Source organism: Edaphobacter flagellatus (assembly GCF_025264665.1).
GTDB lineage: Bacteria > Acidobacteriota > Terriglobia > Terriglobales > Acidobacteriaceae > Edaphobacter > Edaphobacter flagellatus.
Window position 1 is genome coordinate 489,330 of record NZ_CP073697.1, and the last position, 17,529, is coordinate 506,858.

Below are 17,529 nucleotides of genomic sequence, written 5' to 3' on the forward strand. Positions count from 1 at the left end.
TGTTGCTCTACCTCAGCAATCATTGATTTGACGTAGACTTTAAGGGTGATCCGTCTATCTTTGCTTTCTCGTCGTCTGGCTGCCATCGCAGTTTTGTTTGCAGGATTCGGTGTGCTTGCTTCCGCTGAATCCATCACCGGAACCGTCGTCAATAAAACACATAACAAGCCTTCTGCCGGCGACGAGGTGGTTTTGATTCGGCTGGCCCAAGGAATGCAGGAAGCGACACGGACGACAACGGACGCGAAGGGACGCTTTACACTCGATGTGCCTGATCAGGGTGTCCACCTGGTGCGCGTGACGCACGACAAGGCCAACTACTTCCGGCCGGCGCCTCCAGGAACGCAGTCGGTTGAGGTTGAGGTCTTCGATGCTGCTGTAAAAGTGGCAGGCGTCAGCAGCGAGGCCGACGTGATGCGCATCCAGACGGACGAGAGTGGTAACACGTTGCGGATCGTGGAGAACTTCTTCATCAAGAATGAATCGAATCCACCCAAAACACAGTTCAGCGATCGGCCGTTTGAGTTTTATCTGCCCGCTGGCGCAGTGATTGAGGGCTCAGCTGCACTTGGACCTGGCGGGATGCCCGTGCAGGCTTCGCCGATGCCTTTGGGTGACCCGAATCATTACGCGTTCGTCTTCCCGATTCGCCCGGGCGAGACGCGGTTTCAGATTACGTATCATCTTCCCTACTCCGGCAGCCTGAAGCTCGGACCTAAACCTTCGATGGCCACCGACACGATCGCCATCATGATGCCGAAGAGCATGACTTTTCAAGCAGGCTCTTCATCCGCTTATTCGCCGGTGACGGAGGAGTTGGCGGCACAGACGTATGTGGCGCGGAACGTCTCGCCATCGCAGCCTCTTGAGTTTACGATCTCGGGTGCGGGGCAGCTTCCGCGTGATTCGCAGACTGGTGCTGCAGGTGGTGGAGCGGCTGGCGCCAGTGATACCGGTCAGCAGCCTGCCAGTGGTGCTTCTACGGCCTCCGATACGCGCCCGGGAGGCGGCCTGGGAAACCCCATCGACCCCCAGGGCACGAACGATCCCTGGGCAAAGTACAAATGGTGGATCCTTGGCGGTCTTGGCCTTGCGATGGCTGCAGGCGCAGGCGTGATGCTGAAGAACGGCAATCAGCCTGGGGGAGCTGTGCAAGCAATGGCTCCTGTCGTGCCTGTGGGAGCTGCGCCGCAGGCCGGAGGCGTGCTGACATCCTTGAAGGATGAGTTGTTCGCGCTGGAGACGGATCGTCTTGAGGGGCGCTTGAACGAGACGGAGTATGCAGAACAGAAGGCGGCTATCGAGGTTGTTCTGAAGCGGGCGCTCTCGCGGAAAGAGCCGCCCACGCTTTAGACCTTGTGATTCTGCGGCATGAAGTGTTGAAACCTTTTTGCGATACTGACGCTTATTGGAAGGGACCAGATCGAGTGCTGGAAAAGTTTCTTCGGGCTATACGGATGCTGGCGATGGTGGCATGGGTGGGTGGCCTTATGTTCTTTGCCTTTGTCGTTGCACCGGTTGCCTTCACGCGTCTAGCCAGCCAGCACCAGGCGGGGCTAGTTGTTGGAGGAACACTTGTCATCCTGCATTGGATCGGACTCGCCGGCGGTATTCTCTTCTGCCTTTGCACAGGCATTCTGTGGCTGCGTGCCGAGGTGCCGGCGCGCGTTGGGTTTGCGATTGAAGCGACATTGACCGTGATCATGCTGGTCGTCACAGCTTATTCGCAGTTCAGTATTCTGCCTCGTATGGAGCAGGACCGCGTGCAGGCCGGAGGCGAGATCGAAACTGCGGATATGACGAACCCCGCGCGTGTTCACTTCGAACGATTGCATGTTCTCTCGGAGAGGCTTGAGGGTCTGGTTTTGTTTTGCGGAATCGGTGTTGTTCTGGTGCTGGCGCGCGAATCGCAATGGCCTGAGACAGGTAAACTCAAAGAGTTATGATGTCCTGAGGCTGATGAGACTACGGGCCGAAATGGTTCGTTCTCTTTTATGCACGTCATTTTATGAAAGCTGGCAATACGGCACCGCCCACACGAAGATAACCGATGTCATCACTCTGGTTGAGCCTGACGCTTGGCGTCGCCGCGGCCCTGGCGGATTATCTGGGTGGAGTTCTGCTGGTGAGACGCTCACCTTCTGCGCGCTCGCTGCGGTACTTTGTGGCCCTGGGCGCGGGCTTTATGCTTGGGGCGGCCGTGCTGGAGATGATTCCTGAGGGGATCAACATCAATCCTCGAGGAGCTCCGCTGCTGGTATTGCTGGGGTACTGTGGGGTGCATTTGCTCGAGCATACGCTGGTACCTCATTTTCATTTTGGCGAAGAGACGCACCATGATGAGATTCTCTCTGCCAGAACCAGCTACTCTGTGCTGCTTGGCTTGGCGGCGCATACGTTCTTTGATGGCATTGCCATTGGGTCAGGCTTTGTGATTTCGCACTGGCTTGGCTGGGTGATCTTTATCGCTGTCTTTCTTCACAAGCTGCCGGAAGGATTTACGGTAGCAAGCGTAATGCTCGCCAGCGGACGCGGACAGCGGGCAGCACTCAATTCAGCGATGTTTCTGGGAGCAACGACGCTTGCCGGGGTGCTGGTGATCAATCTACAGCCTGCGTGGGTGCGCGTTGGATTGCCGCTATCGGCTGGCGTGACGATCTACGTCGCGGCAACAGATCTTGTGCCGGAGGTCAACCGAGAACCTGGTATTCGCATGGCTCTCGTCTTTTTTATTGGCGTCGTTATCTTTTTCCTCTTGAAGCTTTTAAGCCCCATTTAGTTTGCCGGAGCAACGACAAGCGTTACAGTCGCTGCGTGCTGAATGCTGTTTCCCGATGCTCCGGTCGCAGTGCCAGTAACGGTAATGGTGTAGCTCTTTGGTGTCTGCGTTGTCGACGTTCCTGTAAAGACGCGATCGCCGCAACCTGTTGCAGAGATCAACGTAAAGAGCGACAGAAGAGCCATGCAAGGCACTGCAATCCGTCTCCTTCGCAGATGCAGCAGAATTGTGGCAAAGGGCAACAGCGCGAAGGCAACACCCATGTTTTGCTGGACGAGTGCAGACCTGGGAGTCGCGACCGTCAAGGTCACGACCGTCGCGCTGGCTCCTGGGGGGACGTAGGCTGGATTAAAGGATGCGGTAGCCAGATTAGGAAGTCCAGCCGCAGAGAGCGATATCTGACTGGACAGTCCGGCTTGAGGTTGCACGGTAAAGGTAAAGTTAGCGGATGCTCCCGATACGATTGTCTGCGTAGTGGAACCTGTTGGGGCTAACGAAAAATCGACGGGACCCGAGGGAGAGCCCGGAATCGTAATTGGTGATGGCGACGAACTGCTCGGCATGAAGTTTCCATCGCCGGAGTAGGCCGCGATCAGACTATGCTGCCCGGTGCTGAGTGTGCTGGTTGAAAAGACTGCATCTCCTGATGCGTTGGGAACAAGTGAAGTGAGTGGGACTCCTTGATCCAGAATCGTAAGGATGCCTGTCGGTGTACCAGAGGTCGTACTTGCGACGTGCGACGTCAATGTCACCGTTTGGCCTGTCAGCGCGGCGGTTAGAGTCGTTGCGGAAGCAGCCTTGGTGATCGTCAGGCTCGGGGTGGAAGCCAGGACATAATTTCTGGCTGCCGCTCCTGCGAGATATACCACGACAGGATAATCACCGGGTGATGAAAACGTGGTGGCTCCAATCGAGAAGGTGGCCGATACGTTTGCCTGATCACGCGCAAGTATTCCTGTCAGTGTGCCGGCAATTTGTGGAATGGTTTGTCCATAGGAGATGGAAGCAGGCACGACAGTGGCCGTTATCGAGATTGGGCTTACCGTAAGTGTGAACGTCTGGCTCTGCGCGGGGCTATGTGTCTGGTCGCCTGTGTAGGTTGCTGTTAGTACATGCTGCCCGGCCTCCAAGGTGGAGGTATCGAATTGAGCCGTATTTGCCGAAAGCGTAACTTCTGCGATGGTGTTGGTGCTTGCAGCACGGCTATCAAAAAAGGTGACCCTGCCAGTGGCTCCTGAAGAATTCAGGCGCGCAGTGATGAAGCCGGAACCGTAAGAGACGACGGATGGTCCTGTAAGCGTGAGCACGCCTGGAATGGTCGTGCCAAGTCCAGCTATGGTCCTAAGCGAGGTGCTGTCGACAACCTGACGGATACGCGCGTTTGCCGTGTCGGCGATGCTCATGGCTCCCGCAGGAGAGAAGGAGACTCCTTGTGGGGTATCCAGACTTGCTTGCACAGGGGCGCTTCCGTCTCCTGCGAACATCTGTGTACCGTCTCCAGCTATCGTCGCGATGGCCCCCGTCGCGGAGTCAATTCGACGTATGCGATGATTCGCTGCATCCGCTATATAAACATTCCCTTGTACATCAAGGGATACACCCCGAGGCAACGCTAGTGACGTTAGCTGACCGTTTCCTGCGAGCGTTATTATTACGCCTGTAGAAGGGTCGACCTTGCGAATGCGATTGTTATTGGTATCGGCGATGTAAAGATTGCCGACTGAATCCACACCAATCCCATTGGGGGAATTCAATAAGGCTGTCGTTGCATTCGCACCTTCGCCATCAAACCCCTGATCTCCACTACCGGCTACAGTCGTGATTCTTCCTGTCGTATCGATCTTTCGGATGCGATGTGCCCTTGCATCTGCTACGTAAAGATTGCCTGGAGTATCTACTGCTATCGCTACAGGGAGATCAAGGCTGGCGTTCAATGCGGAGCCGCCATCCCCGCCAGCCCCTGCAGAGGAGCCTCCTGCAATGGTCGTAATCACTGCGGTCTTCAGATCGACACAACGGATGCGGTGATTATGGCTGTCAGAGATGTAGAGATTGCCTGCATGAACAGCCAAGCCCAGCGGTGAGTCAAGGAGCGCCTGCGTGGCCTGCCCACCATCTCCATCGAACCCCTGGATGCCGGTCCCCGCTATGGTTGTCATATTGCCTGTGTTATCAACCTTGCGGACGATGTGCCGAGCAGTCTCGGCGATATAAAGATTTCCCTGCGCATCAAACGCGATCGCCGAGGGCAGGAGCAGCGGGACGCTAGTCGCTGCAGTCTGCGAATGTGCAACGACTCCCGAGAAAAGCAGGATAAGCACCAATCTTGTTAGATTGGCGCGACAATACAAGGCAAAGGTGCTCAGCAGGCCCATGAAAGAGTTACCGCTGAGCTTACACGATCTGCCCGGTAAAACAGATATCTCTTTAGGTGAGCTGGCACAGAATCTCTGTGCCAGCCGAAGATCCATTATTCTGCGACTGTAGGGTTGCGCAGGCTGCCAAGCTTTTCGATCGTAACGATCATCTCTTCGTTTGGCTTGATCCAGCGCTGGGGGGTGCGGCCCAGCCCAACGCCCTCAGGCGTTCCGGTGCTGATCACGTCGCCCGCTTCGAGCGGTGTCAGGTGCGAGATATGCTCGATTAAAGCCGGGAGCTTGAAGATGAGATCGCTCGTGTTCGAAGACTGCAGCGTCTCGCCATCAATCGTCAGGGAGATATCCAATGCATGCGGATCGGCAATCTCATCTGCCGTTACGATCGACGGTCCTATCGGAGTAAATGTGGGAAAGGACTTTCCTAACGTCCACTGCGATGTAGCGAGCTGTATGTCGCGCGCGCTGACATCATTGATGATGGTATAGCCGAAGATATATTCCTTCCAGTCAGCGGCGGGAATCTGATATCCAGATTTGCCGATCACAACGGCGAACTCAGCCTCATAGTCTGGCTGCGAACTGATCTTCGGCAGGATGACTGGAGTGTCAGGGCCTATGACAGAGCTACGCAGTTTCATAAACACAGTCGGGACTTTTTGAACCGCCATCTTCGACTCTTCTGCGTGACGTGCATAGTTCAATCCAATGCAGAAGATCCGCGATGGACGAAGAGGGGCCTGAAGCCTGACCTCACTGAGAGGAAGCCGCGGAGCCTGATTCAGCTTACCGGCGATGTCGCGAAGACCTTCGTTTCCAGCCTCAATAACGTCAATGACACTGGAATATCCCAATCCTGAAAGATCGACAACCTTTTCCCCCACCAGCGCGCCAGGAAGACTGGCCGAGGAACCCTTGCTTGCAAACGTAACGAACTTCATTTCTTTCTCCAGACCTCACCATCAGGATATGCAAAACGGCTAAGGGATTCTTTGCGAATCTCGATGCTGTATCCCGGCTCGTGAGGCACCTGATAATGCCCATTGCGGATGTGAACCGGGGTTACAAAGTGTTCGTGCAGATGGTCGACGAACTCGATCACCCTGTTCTTCAGCGTGGTGGAAACAGAGAGAAAATCGAACATCGAAAGATGCTGCACATATTCGCAAAGGCCGACGCCTCCAGCATGAGGACAGACGGGTTTCTTGAACTTTGCGGCCATCAACAGTATGGCGAGATTCTCGTTGACTCCGCCAACGCGGCAGCTATCAAGTTGCACCACATCAATCGCATCAGCCTGCAGAAACTGCTTGAACATGACACGATTATGACAATGCTCGCCTGTCGCAATGCGAACGGATGGCACTTCGCGACGGATACGGGCATGGCCGAGAATATCGTCCGGGTTTGTCGGCTCTTCCATCCACCAGGGTTTTAACTCAGCAAGCTGGCTTGTGCGCTCGATCGCTTCAGGCACTCCCCACTTTTGGTTCGCATCGACCATGAGTTTATTTGTCCAGCCAATTTCCTCACGGACGATATGGCCACGCCGCAGATCATCAGCAGCATCGCCGCCTACCTTCAGTTTGAAGTGCGTCCAGCCATCGGCGAGAGCTTCCTTCGAGAGACGCCGGATCTTCTCCTCTGAGTAACCAAACCAGCCTACCGACGTGGTGTATGCGGGATACCCATTCTGCTCAAGGAGAGCCAGGCGCGCTGCCTGTCCGTGATTTCTGGCCTCGGTGAGGATATCGCAGGCTTCGTGCGGAGTAATTGCATCATCGATATAGCGGAAGTCCACCGCTTTCAAAAGCTGGCATGCCTCGAGATCGGTAAGCAACCGCCACAGCGGCTTCTTTTCAGCGCGCGCGTAGAGATCCCAGACAGCATTAACAAGGGCGCCTGTCGCCAGATGGATCACTCCCTTTTCGGGGCCCAGCCAGCGGAATTGGGAATCATCCGTAAGTTGCCGCGAGAAAGCGCACATGTCTTCGGTCAGCGAACTTAATGTGCGATTGACAACATAGCGGGTGAGGTAATTCAGTGCTTCGACGACAAGATCGGTTCCGCGGCCCAGAGTAAAAGTGAGGCCATGCCCCTCAAGGCCAGAGTTTGTCTCAAGAATGCAGTACGCTGCAGAATAATCAGGATCCTTATTAACAGCATCTGAGCCGATATGTTCGCGCGAAGTTGGAAAGCGCAGATCAATGACACGGGCTCCGGTGATCGTTATTTCGCTCAATTTCTAAGTTTCCTTTTGTGTCAAAGTTATAAATTCGCTCTATGCATCGGCTCAGTTCAAGCCGCCGTCCATCCCCCATCGATCGGCAGGACAGCTCCATTGATAAACTCCGCCTCTTTCGAACATAGATAGCGAACCATGGAGGCTACATCTTCAGGAGTTCCAAGCCGGCCGATTGGCTGTCGCGCCACCAACTCAGCACGAATCTTCTCTTTCTCATGAGAGTGATATTTCTCAAGGTAGCCTTCGACAAAGGGCGATTGAACCGTTCCCGGAGCGATGCAGTTAGCTCGCAACTCTTTTGGATAGTCGACTGCGATCTGTCGAGTCATCGCCTGCACCGCTCCTTTGCTGGCACAGTAGGCGAATCGCTGTTTCACTCCAACAGCTCCGGCGACAGACCCGATATTGACGATGGAGCCATGTGATTCGAGCAGGAGAGGAAACGCAGCCTTGGTCACCAGGAAGATGCTGTTTACATTGACGCGCATGACACGGTCGAAGTCCGCCTCAGAGGTTTGGGAGATATCACCGACCAAGCCAATGCCAGCGCAGTTAACCAAAATATCGAGGCGCGATAATGAGCCGATGGTCTTCATGATCGATGCCGTATCGGTCACGTCCATCGAAACAGCGCGGGCACCGGGAAGCTCTGCTGCGAGGGATTCACCCGCCGTGAGGTTGAGATCGGCGATAATCACCTGGGCACCTGCCCGGGCAAGTTCTCTTGCCGTCGCAGCACCAATCCCGCTGGCTCCTCCTGTCACAAGGGCAACTTTATTTTCCAGGTAAAAGGCTTCCGTCATAGGTTGAAATCATACTCCCAAAAAAGAATATCCTGTTTTCCGGCATTCGTAAGCAAAGAATACTTTTAAAAGAAGAACCCGGGCATAGCGCCCGGGCCTCCAGCAAGCTGTGGTGTTCTTTTTAAGGTAGGGTCTGGAAACGTCCATTGCTCAGACCGAGAGCAAATGGCTGGTATACAGGCACGGCGGCTCCGATAACCTCGGTAATGAAGTTAGCCGGGCTTCCGGATGGTCCTTCATTAGCGATCCAGACATTGCCGGACTGGTCGATCACAATCGAACGCCCCACCGAAAGATAGCTTGAACTCAGTTGCAGCCCGTTTGAGAACAGCGGAGTGCCCAGAGCACTGATCTCCGTCAGGCTGCCGGAACCTCCCGTATTCGCTGTCCAGATATTGGATCGGCCATCGAGCGCGATAGAGGTCGGCAGGGAGAGACCACCCAAGCCGGCTGCGGTTGGCCATCCACTCGCTATGGAGTAGCTGGTGGCGCTTCCGGTCAGAAATGGAATCACGCTGTTCGCGTTCGTGGATGAAGCGTACACACCATTCGCGTTGGCTGCAATGCCATAGCTGTCGGTAGGAACTGTGAACTGCGTCGTTGTATAGCCGTTCAAGTAGTTGGGAGACCCCGAGGATCCTGCAGTCACTTGCGAGATAAAGTTGCTGCCTGACGAAACCCAGATCGCCTGGCTGGAATCCACCATAATGTGAATCGGATAGGGACCGACCACCGAGGAAATCTGTACTGGCGTGGTGGCGGTTGTGGCGGAAGCGCCATGGGGAATCATATAAAGCGACGTACCGGTATCTGTTGTGAAATAGATATTGCTTATGGTGTCGCCGTTGCCATTACCACCATCGGCGAAGACAGCCAGTGGAGCAGCCGCTGTTGTGTAGGTCAATATGCTTTGATCAAATGGATTGTATCTAGAAATCGTATTTGCGCTACGCGAGGCGTACCATACATTGCCCGACGCATCCACGACTGCACCACCACGGGCACCTCCACCGAGGGAGACACAAGCATTTGGTACGCCGGAAGAAGAGATCATGGAAAGATTTCCCGTCGCGTCCTGCCCATTGGCAATCCAGATATTGCCATTAGCATCCACGTTGAGTTCCTCGGGCATGCTGATGAAGTTACCATTACCAGTGCCGCACGTACTGGTCGAACTATAGGTAACAGAAATGGTCCAGTCCGACGGCGCGGCAGCTAGAGTGGGCTGAAACGACGATCCAACAGCGGGTATCAGGTTATACAGATTTTGAAGATTTGTGGTGCTGCCATTGGTGGGGTTGGCAAGCATGTAATAAAGCGCCTGCAACACATCCGTAGCCTGAGGGAAAGCTGCCGTACGATAGGGGCGCGATGTCACACTTGTGTCGGGAGGCGTCGCGTTGGCGAATAGCGTTGTGCACGGCGTGGCGCTCGCTGATGCGTTGTTGACGCATGATGCGATGATGTTCGCCAATGCATTAATCTTTGCAGTCTGCGGGGTCACAGTCACACTTGCGGATCCAGCACTTCCCGTAATGACTTTAGAGGTAATCGCTGTACCGTTTGCAGGGTCGACAAGATTGGAAATTGTCGACAGAGCGTTGACAATGGCGCGCTTCGAGATACTGATACCATCAGCACCAAAACTCTCGGTGACCGGATTGAAATACTGCTGCAATGCAACCATACTTGCCACCGTTGTAGCTTCCGACAAACTAATGAAGCTTGATGCATTAATCTGGCTGCATGTACCGAACACTCCAAGAAACACTGCGGCTGTATTGTTGACAGACGGATCGTGAGTATTGATGGTGTTACCGCCCTGCGCTACGACGTAAACCAGCGGATCGCCTGTGACCGGGCACGAAAAATTATTTCCTGACGTTGTCTGACCATTTGTGGCGCTTTTGGAGAAAGAAAACGAGCCGTGTCCATCGTCTGCTGAACTTGTAACTGCTGCTACGATTGGCGCTCCATTTACACCACCAGACGGGTCTCCAGATCCCATACCGGATTGTCCGGCATAGTAAAGAGTGACTGTAGCAAAGGCGACCGGCTGGCTACCGCCGTGAACACTACCGCTAAGCTGACCTCCGGAAGTCAGGGGCGTTGCCGTCGGAGCGGTGGACGCCATATTTGAACAGCCAACATTCAACAAGACGCTGGCTGTCAGCAAGCTGAATAAAGATATCTGTCCTGCCCTTTGAACGAAATGAATGCCGTTCATCTGAAATACCCTCCAAAGGTAAGTGGCGCAAAGTCGCGCTCAAAACTGGTTGTTCACGTTCATGTCCACCAGATGTTCAGCAAAAGCAGCAATGAGGAGGTGGTTCATTTCCGTTAGTGGCTTGCCGGAAACTCGCGATAGTTGATCCCGCTGCATGTGCAGTCCAGAATCGACAGAAGGTCGAATCGTTACAGTCAGCTCCGGCGAGGAAGGAAATAGGTGTTTCATAGCTCATGTGGAGCATACCGGGGCGCTTAGAAAACTCTCATTGCACTTTTGGGGGAACGATGATCCCCAGCAGTGGGAGTCTGTTATCTCCCGCCACAAGCTGCTATCGTGTTCAGCGTGGCTCTTATAACAGTACCGAAACTGGCGGAGAAAACGCTAAACGCGGCAATACTCTAATTTAGGAATCTTTTCTGCACTCTATGACGACCTCCACTCCCGCTCCTTCCTTCGAATCGCCGTCAGTTTATGCAACACGCAATCGCTTCCTTCTGCTCGTTGCAGGTCTGGGCGGACTGCTCTATGGAGTGGATATCGGCATTATTGGAGGTGCGCTGCCCTATCTTGAGGCCACTTCCGGGCTCAATGCCGGGCAGCTCTCTATCATCGTTGCCGCTGTTTTGCTGGGCAGTGTCTTCTCAACCTTGTTTGCTGGATTGCTTGCAGACTGGATGGGAAGGCGCCCATTGATGATTGTCAGCGGGCTGACCTTCGTGCTCAGCATTCCAATGATTGCTCTCTCGCACGGCTACGGTCCGCTGTTCTTTGGCAGACTGCTGCAGGGAATCAGTGGCGGGTTGATCGGTGTTGTCGTGCCGCTCTATCTCGCAGAATGTCTGCCAGCATCGAACCGCGGCAAGGGCACCGGAATGTTCCAGTGGCTGCTGACGCTCGGTATTGTCTCCGCAGCCATTATTGGTATCTATTACAGCTATCGCGTCGAAGACGTCGCGAGAACTGCCGATGCCAATGCAGTGTTTGCGTTTAAAGACAACGCATGGAGAAGCATCTTCTGGGTTTCGCTTCCCCCAGGTATTTTATTTGTGATTGGAAGCATGTTTGTTGCGGAGTCTCCGCGCTGGCTGTTTTTGCGCGGTAAGAAAGAGAAGGCACTGGCTGCGCTGCAACGCACAAAACCCCGGGCGCAAGCTGAGGCCGAACTTAAAGAAATGGAGCAGATCGCACTCGCAGCAAAAGACTCCGGAAATACGAATACGCCCACTAAGGATTCTTTATTGCGACGGAAGTATATTATTCCGTTTCTTCTGGCTTGCATCATTCTCTTCTGCAATACGGCAACCGGCGTCAATTCGATTATTGGCTATAACACCAGCATCCTTCTGCAGAGTGGCCTGGCCGACATTCAAGCGCATTGGGGATATGTCATTTTCACCGTCATCAACTTTCTGATGACGATCATCGGTATGTCGCTGGTCGACCGCAAGGGGCGCAAGTTCCTATTGATGGTGGGAACGACCGGGATTACCGTTTCACTGATCGTGATTGCTCTGCTCTTTCACTCCACTGAAAAGTTGAATCGCGATTGCCGTAGTGCTGTACAGGCATTAGTTACTCCCGACCAGGCACTGACACTTCCCTTCACCGCACCGCAGGCAAAGCTGTTCCTGGATGCTTCAGGTGGACAGACTTCAGAGATCAGCAGCGATCATGCATCGCTCGCTGTCATTTATTCATATGGAGATTTCACAGCTGCAACCAGCTACGTCCGCACAGACGATCCAACAGCTCCTCCTATCAAGATCACACGAGAAAGCTCAATCCCCTCGACCAAAGTAGAGGCATTCTTCAAAAATCCATTCGCTGATCTCGATGCGGCTCGTACGGCTCCACTCAAGATTGAACGAGCGCTGGTTGGTCAGGTTCCAAGCTCAAGCCATGGTTGGCTCGTCGCTCTTGGCTTGTATTCATTTATGTCGTTCTTTGCCATAGGACCAGGAGTATGCGTTTGGCTAGCGCTGTCAGAGTTGATGCCCACCCGGATTCGTTCAAACGGAATGAGTGTTGCGCTGGTCATCAACCAACTTGTCTCAACCATATTGGCGGGAATCTTCCTGCCCGTTGTCAGCAAGTATGGCTATTCCACTATATTTTTCCTCTTTGCGGGCTTTACCTTAATCTATCTGGCGGTCGCGATCTTCTTTCTGCCTGAGACGAAAGGCAAAACGCTGGAAGAGATCGAATACTATTTCGAGACCGGCCAAGAGGTCGGCACTCGCTAGGTGTCTGAAGAATCGGGATTTTCTTGTTTCGCAGACAACTTTTCATCAACCAGATTTACTCTATCGGAGTATAGTTCTAACAACTTTTGACTGCACGACTGGAGATACTTTCATGCGCTTCAACCAATTGACTCTGGCAGCGTCCCTCACACTTTCTACGGCCCTCATGCTCGGAGGCTGCAAGAGCTCGACTCCGGCAACGAATGAAGCAGCAGCCCCTGCAGCTCCGGCGCCTGCGTCACAGCCTGCGGCAGCTCCCGCAACAACGCCGGTTGCTGCGCCTGCCACAACTCCTGCGCCTGCTCCCGCGCCGGTAGCAGCTGCGCCAGTTGCCAAACCGGCAGCTCCAGTGGCTCCTCCTGCTCCGAAGACTCTTACGGCTCCTACCGGAGCAACTGTCTCCGTTACGATTAATCAGCAACTGAGCGCCAGCAAGAATAACGTTGGCGATGGCTTTACCGGAGAACTCTCTGCCCCAGTTACGACATCCGGCGGTGCGACTGTATTCCCAAGGGGAACGAGCGTCTCAGGAACCGTCGTGGCAGCTAAAGGCCGTGGCAAATTCAAGGGCGCTGGCGATCTTGGAATTCAGATTACGGAGATCGGTGGCCATCGCGTAAACACCAATGAATACGAAAAGGCTGAGAAGGGCAAAGGCAAGCGGACAGCTACGGTCATCGGTGGCGGCGCAGGCCTGGGCGCTCTGATTGGTGGTTTGGCCGGCGGCGGCAAGGGCGCTGCCATCGGCGCGCTGGCGGGTGCAGGTGCTGGAACAGCTGGAGCTGCCTATACCGGCAACAAGGATGTCGTTATCCCCGCCGAATCGGTCATCAGCTTTCACTTGACGGCTCCGGTCACCATCACGAAGTAATTCATCGCGTTTTACACTTGTTATCTGGGCGCCTGTGATTCAGGCGCCCAGATGCTTTTTTGCAGCCAACTCTATCCGGTGGATAAACTGGGGCTATGCGGATGCATCCTGTCTTTCTTCTCTCAGCTACCGATGCGGCTCACTTTCCTGCGGAATCGAAGACCCATGATGCTCCTGAAATTGCATTCCTAGGGCGCTCGAATGTCGGTAAATCTTCGCTGATCAATTCCTTGCTAGGGTCAAAGGAAGCCAGGGTTTCGTCGACGCCGGGCCGGACACGGGCTATTAATTTCTTTGCCCTCTATGAAACCCCGGGCGGAAGAAAAAAAGCTACTCCATTTTTGATATTCGCTGACCTGCCCGGTTATGGCTACGCCAAGATATCGAAATCGATCTCGGCCGAGTGGCCAAAATTTATTGAGCCTTATTTGGCGGAACGAGAGACGCTTGCCCTCTGTGTCTGCCTGGTGGATACCAACATCCCTCCCCAGGAGAGCGATCATCAACTGATCACCTACCTGAAGCAACAGCAGCGCCCTTTTGTTGTAGTAGGTACGAAAGCAGACCGACTCTCTAAGAATGTCCTTGCGAAAAATCTGGCTGCTTTAAAGCACGCGCATGGACTCGATGAGATTCTTCCTATTTCATCAAAGACCGAGGCAGGGATAAAAACTTTGTGGCAGGCGATTGCGGCAACAATCAGTTAGTACGTTGATCAGACGGAATGCAGCGGTTTCGCAGGCACTCCAGCTACAATCGCCCCTGCAGAAACATCCCGGGTAACAACTGCATTCGCTCCGATGGTTGCACCGTCACCAATGGTGACACCACTTAGCACGGTCACTCCCCTGCCAATCCAGACCTCATTGCCGATAGAAATTGCCTTCGCCATGTGCCCAGCGTCTCTTAGCGGTATTCCATCCGCACGGGTATGGTTCGCATCGCGTACGCTCGTGTATTCGCCGATCATTGTGCCTGATCCGATACGGATGCCTTCCATCGCAACCAAATGAACTCCCCGGGAGATTACTACACGATCACCCAAAATAATCCTGGCTGCTCCTTGTGTCTCAAGATGCAGGTCTGGATAAATCAGCGCCTCATCTCCAAAGAGGATGTTTCCTGTTCCATACACCGATGTGCGCCCCAAAACGACCACAGACGTCGGCAATTTTGCACGTAGCTGCGATGCGAGTGAAGCATGGCAATAGACGCGCCACAGCGATTCGCGAAGCGCACCGCTTGCACGCAGAAGAGCCTGCAATGGAGTAACGAGCATGCTTTTTAGCGTTGAATGAGCCATAGCCAGGGTTACCACGGCCTCGGGGGCGAGACGCGGCCACCCTGAGTATCCTTCCATGCCTGATTCATCAGAGAGATCAACGTTCTGTAATATTGCCCTCTTTCCCTGCGCTGTGGAGCCCGGCTGAAGCGATTGCGTATAACGGTGAGCCTATACATGGCAAGCTCGCTCCATTTGGCCATATAAACCTGTGGCCCATGATGCTTACGGTAATAAAGCAACGTGCTGCGCATTCGCCACATGATTACCTGTGCTGTCATCGATGAGAATTCCAGGGTTGTCTTCAGCTGGCGGGAAGACTCTCCTCCTATATGGACGACGACAACATCCGGCCAGTACCAGATGGAGTAACCCGCCTGTTTGATCCTTTTACAGAGATCCACCTCTTCGTAGTAAAGAAAGAACGCCGGATCAAACAAACCGATGTTTTTGAGAACCTCGGGGCGAATGATGGAAAAAGCTCCCGGAACCCAATCGACCGAAGCTGGCTGGTCTCTGTCGGCCCATGTCCGGTCGAAGTGCCCAAAAAATCTGGATTTAGGAAACATGCCCGCCAAACCTGACATCACGACGAGATCATGAATGATGCTATGGAATGAACGCGAAGATGGTTGCCAGTCCCCATTTCTTCCTACCAGCCTGGCACCGCCAAGGCCACAATTCGGCTCGCTATCCATGTGCTGAATAGCTTTTTCAAGCGCACCATCCTGAAAGAAGGCATCAGAGTTCAGCAGAACAAAATATCGCCCTTTTGCCTGCTCCAGAGCCAGATTATTTGCTGCTCCGAAGCCAAGGTTCACTTCACTTTTAAGTAGCTTGACCTCAGGGAAGTCCTTCTCGACCATCTCTGGGGAACCGTCTGACGAATGATTGTCGACGACGAGTATCTCGATCCGGAGATTCCCCGACTCGCGGATGACCGATTCAATACACTCCCTTAAGATCTCCCTCGTATTAAAGGAGACAATGACGATTGAAGCATCGCATTCGTGGCAGTCCGGGGCCGTCTGTAACACAGTGCCTTCAGTATACGAATAAGACTGATTCAAACTAAACCTTTTGTGCGGACATATAGGTCACCAGAGTGAAGTGACTTGTGGAGCTTCACGGAAGCTGCCAGAGATACTGACTCAACCCGAAGCATCCTGTATTCTTCATGAAGAATTCGTAGTGCTTACACTTTGATCGCTTCCAGCCTAAACAATCTTCTGAGGTTCTCGCATCATGACTGGCACCGCCGCCTCTTCCAACAGTGAATTTGATGTCATTCTGATTGCCCCCAATGTTTCTGAACAAATGGGCGGCGAGGCCATTAAGGCACTTCAGATTTACCTGGAACTGGAGCGGCAGGGGGTCCGCGTACACCAGATTACGCATGAACGTGTACAGCCGGAACTGACGAAAAATCACCCTCAGATGAGCGTGTCGTACGTCTCCGACACCGCAATTGAAAAGACATTGCATCGCGGCAAGATCTTCGAGCAACTTCTGAATATGGTCTTTCTGCACGCTGCTGCCCGACAGGCAAGGATTGTTTTGCAAAAGAGTCCCGACGCTGTCGTCCACTTTACGTCTCCGGTATCTCCGGTTTTGCCGTACCCTGTCCTTCCCAATGCAAAGGTTGTCATTGGACCGATCAACGGCAATATTCATTACCCTCCAGCATTTCGGCATCGGGAGAAGTTAGCTTACAAAGTGCGCCGATGGCTGCATCCGTCGATGCAATTTATGCACCGTATCTCCTTTGCAGGGAAACGTACTGCAAACGCTTTGCTTGTCGCTGGCGGTAAAAGGACGTACGAATCACTGCGCATGGCCGGCTGCAGGAATGAACAACTGGTCGACTCCATCGATAGCGGGATCATGGACCGCCTCTATCAAAGTCCTCGCATAACGCATGAAGGAACGAACTTTCGGTTCTTTCACAATGGGCGTTTGGTTGAGCACAAGGGGACAGACCTGATTATCAAAAGTCTTCTAAAGACGAAAAACCCAATCGAACTGGACATCATTGGTAGAGGACCTGAGCTTGGGAACCTGCGAGCACTTGTTCAGCAGTTGTCTCTCGACAACCGCGTCCGATTCATTGAATGGGTTCCAGACCACAGCAAACTCGCCGATATGTTGAGGCAGTACCGAGCATTTGTCTTTCCCAGCTTGGCTGAGGCAAATGGGATCGTCGTGCAGGAGGCTATGGTGCAGGGGCTACCCGTAATCGCATGCAACTGGGGTGGGCCTTCCCTGCTCGTCACACCTGAGACTGGAATCCTGATCGATCCCATCAGCGAAGATTACGTCATCGACCAACTGGCATCTTCTATGGATCTTTTAGCAGAGGATGGTGCTCTTGCTGAGAGCATGTCCATTCAGGCAAGATCTCGTGCATACGAGAATGGCTATCTATGGTCTGGGGTAATTCGAGACTGGCGCAAGATTTACGCGAAGGTAACCGCCTCACGGGTAACTTCTCGGGCATAAGACATATACACCTTCATAAAAATGCAAAACTGCCTTATTTGGCGGGATTTTTCGTGTTTTTGTGTATACGTCCTGTGATAGATTGGCGCTATTAATAAGCAGCGGTGGCTGCGTGGGTTCTCCATTTTATTAACATCTCGGTGGGTCCGTGGAGAGACATCTCCTGAGCCCCAATTTATCTGTCCGATAGAAGTTCTTCTGG

At 53.6% G+C, this 17,529-nt stretch carries 14 protein-coding genes; 7 read left to right on the forward strand and 7 right to left on the reverse strand.

The genetic code is table 11. The features are described 5' to 3' along the window. Positions 1-60 precede the first annotated feature (60 nt). The 3 genes from KFE13_RS02050 (at position 61) to KFE13_RS02060 (ending at position 2,779) form a co-directional block, all read left to right on the forward strand. Positions 61-1,353, forward strand: coding sequence for a carboxypeptidase-like regulatory domain-containing protein (locus KFE13_RS02050; RefSeq protein WP_260705459.1), 1,293 nt, complete (start codon positions 61-63; stop codon positions 1,351-1,353). A gap of 74 nt (positions 1,354-1,427) precedes the next feature. Further along, positions 1,428-1,946 carry a DUF4149 domain-containing protein gene (locus KFE13_RS02055; protein ID WP_260705460.1) on the forward strand — a complete coding sequence of 173 codons (519 nt, stop codon included), beginning with the start codon at positions 1,428-1,430 and terminating at the stop codon, positions 1,944-1,946. 104 nt (positions 1,947-2,050) lie between these two features. Then, positions 2,051-2,779 carry a ZIP family metal transporter gene (locus KFE13_RS02060; protein WP_260705461.1) on the forward strand — a complete coding sequence of 243 codons (729 nt, stop codon included), beginning with the start codon at positions 2,051-2,053 and terminating at the stop codon, positions 2,777-2,779. On the opposite strand, the gene KFE13_RS02065 is transcribed toward KFE13_RS02060, so the two are convergent. The 5 genes from KFE13_RS02065 to KFE13_RS02085 form a co-directional block, all read right to left on the reverse strand. After that, positions 2,776-5,100, reverse strand: coding sequence for an NHL domain-containing protein (locus tag KFE13_RS02065; RefSeq protein ID WP_260705462.1), 2,325 nt, complete (start codon positions 5,098-5,100; stop codon positions 2,776-2,778). The genes KFE13_RS02060 and KFE13_RS02065 overlap by 4 nt on opposite strands. Before the next feature lie 149 nt (positions 5,101-5,249). Further along, a complete protein-coding gene (locus KFE13_RS02070) occupies positions 5,250-6,095 on the reverse strand; it encodes a fumarylacetoacetate hydrolase family protein (protein WP_260705463.1) in 846 nt (281 codons plus the stop codon). Further along, positions 6,092-7,396: an enolase C-terminal domain-like protein gene (locus KFE13_RS02075; protein WP_260705464.1), complete on the reverse strand. Its 1,305-nt coding sequence runs from the start codon at positions 7,394-7,396 to the stop codon at positions 6,092-6,094. The genes KFE13_RS02070 and KFE13_RS02075 overlap by 4 nt, the downstream gene beginning before the upstream one ends. A 56-nt stretch (positions 7,397-7,452) precedes the next feature. Continuing rightward, positions 7,453-8,202 (reverse strand): SDR family NAD(P)-dependent oxidoreductase, encoded by a 750-nt coding sequence (locus KFE13_RS02080; protein ID WP_260705465.1) that lies wholly within the window; start codon positions 8,200-8,202, stop codon positions 7,453-7,455. A 121-nt stretch (positions 8,203-8,323) separates the two neighbouring features. Continuing rightward, positions 8,324-10,336: an NHL repeat-containing protein gene (locus tag KFE13_RS02085; protein WP_260705466.1), complete on the reverse strand. Its 2,013-nt coding sequence runs from the start codon at positions 10,334-10,336 to the stop codon at positions 8,324-8,326. Between the two features lie 521 nt (positions 10,337-10,857). Here KFE13_RS02085 and KFE13_RS02090 point away from each other — a divergent pair. The 3 genes from KFE13_RS02090 to yihA all read left to right on the forward strand — a co-directional run bounded on the left by KFE13_RS02090 (position 10,858) and on the right by yihA (position 14,253). Continuing rightward, a complete protein-coding gene (locus tag KFE13_RS02090) occupies positions 10,858-12,675 on the forward strand; it encodes a sugar porter family MFS transporter (protein ID WP_260705467.1) in 1,818 nt (605 codons plus the stop codon). 112 nt (positions 12,676-12,787) lie between these two features. Beyond that, positions 12,788-13,546 (forward strand): hypothetical protein, encoded by a 759-nt coding sequence (locus tag KFE13_RS02095; protein ID WP_260705468.1) that lies wholly within the window; start codon positions 12,788-12,790, stop codon positions 13,544-13,546. Positions 13,547-13,641: 95 nt separating this feature from the next. Beyond that, on the forward strand, positions 13,642-14,253 hold the full coding sequence (gene yihA, locus KFE13_RS02100) for a ribosome biogenesis GTP-binding protein YihA/YsxC (RefSeq protein ID WP_260705469.1): 612 nt from the start codon (positions 13,642-13,644) through the stop codon (positions 14,251-14,253). Between the two features lie 8 nt (positions 14,254-14,261). On the opposite strand, the gene KFE13_RS02105 is transcribed toward yihA, so the two are convergent. Continuing rightward, the gene (locus tag KFE13_RS02105; RefSeq protein WP_260705470.1) at positions 14,262-14,849 is read right to left on the reverse strand and encodes an acyltransferase; all 588 of its coding nucleotides are present in this window, start codon (positions 14,847-14,849) and stop codon (positions 14,262-14,264) included. Positions 14,850-14,857: 8 nt separating this feature from the next. Beyond that, positions 14,858-15,865, reverse strand: a complete 1,008-nt coding sequence (locus KFE13_RS02110) for a glycosyltransferase family 2 protein (protein WP_260705471.1) — start codon at positions 15,863-15,865, stop codon at positions 14,858-14,860. A gap of 208 nt (positions 15,866-16,073) precedes the next feature. On the opposite strand from KFE13_RS02110, the gene KFE13_RS02115 reads away from it, so the two are divergent. Continuing rightward, a complete protein-coding gene (locus KFE13_RS02115) occupies positions 16,074-17,327 on the forward strand; it encodes a glycosyltransferase family 4 protein (RefSeq protein WP_260705472.1) in 1,254 nt (417 codons plus the stop codon). Positions 17,328-17,529: the final 202 nt, after the last annotated feature.

What these genes read in the sequence shown, in the direction of transcription:
- KFE13_RS02080 (WP_260705465.1), bottom strand. Translation starts at nt 8,202, where the DNA reads ATGACGGAAGCCTTTTACCTGGAAAATAAAGTTGCCCTTGTGACAGGA.
- KFE13_RS02070 (WP_260705463.1), bottom strand. Translation starts at nt 6,095, where the DNA reads ATGAAGTTCGTTACGTTTGCAAGCAAGGGTTCCTCGGCCAGTCTTCCT.
- KFE13_RS02060 (WP_260705461.1), top strand. Translation starts at nt 2,051, where the DNA reads ATGTCATCACTCTGGTTGAGCCTGACGCTTGGCGTCGCCGCGGCCCTG.
- KFE13_RS02085 (WP_260705466.1), bottom strand. Translation starts at nt 10,336, where the DNA reads ATGGCGTCCACCGCTCCGACGGCAACGCCCCTGACTTCCGGAGGTCAG.
- KFE13_RS02095 (WP_260705468.1), top strand. Translation starts at nt 12,788, where the DNA reads ATGCGCTTCAACCAATTGACTCTGGCAGCGTCCCTCACACTTTCTACG.
- KFE13_RS02090 (WP_260705467.1), top strand. Translation starts at nt 10,858, where the DNA reads ATGACGACCTCCACTCCCGCTCCTTCCTTCGAATCGCCGTCAGTTTAT.
- yihA (WP_260705469.1), top strand. Translation starts at nt 13,642, where the DNA reads ATGCGGATGCATCCTGTCTTTCTTCTCTCAGCTACCGATGCGGCTCAC.
- KFE13_RS02115 (WP_260705472.1), top strand. Translation starts at nt 16,074, where the DNA reads ATGACTGGCACCGCCGCCTCTTCCAACAGTGAATTTGATGTCATTCTG.
- KFE13_RS02105 (WP_260705470.1), bottom strand. Translation starts at nt 14,849, where the DNA reads ATGGCTCATTCAACGCTAAAAAGCATGCTCGTTACTCCATTGCAGGCT.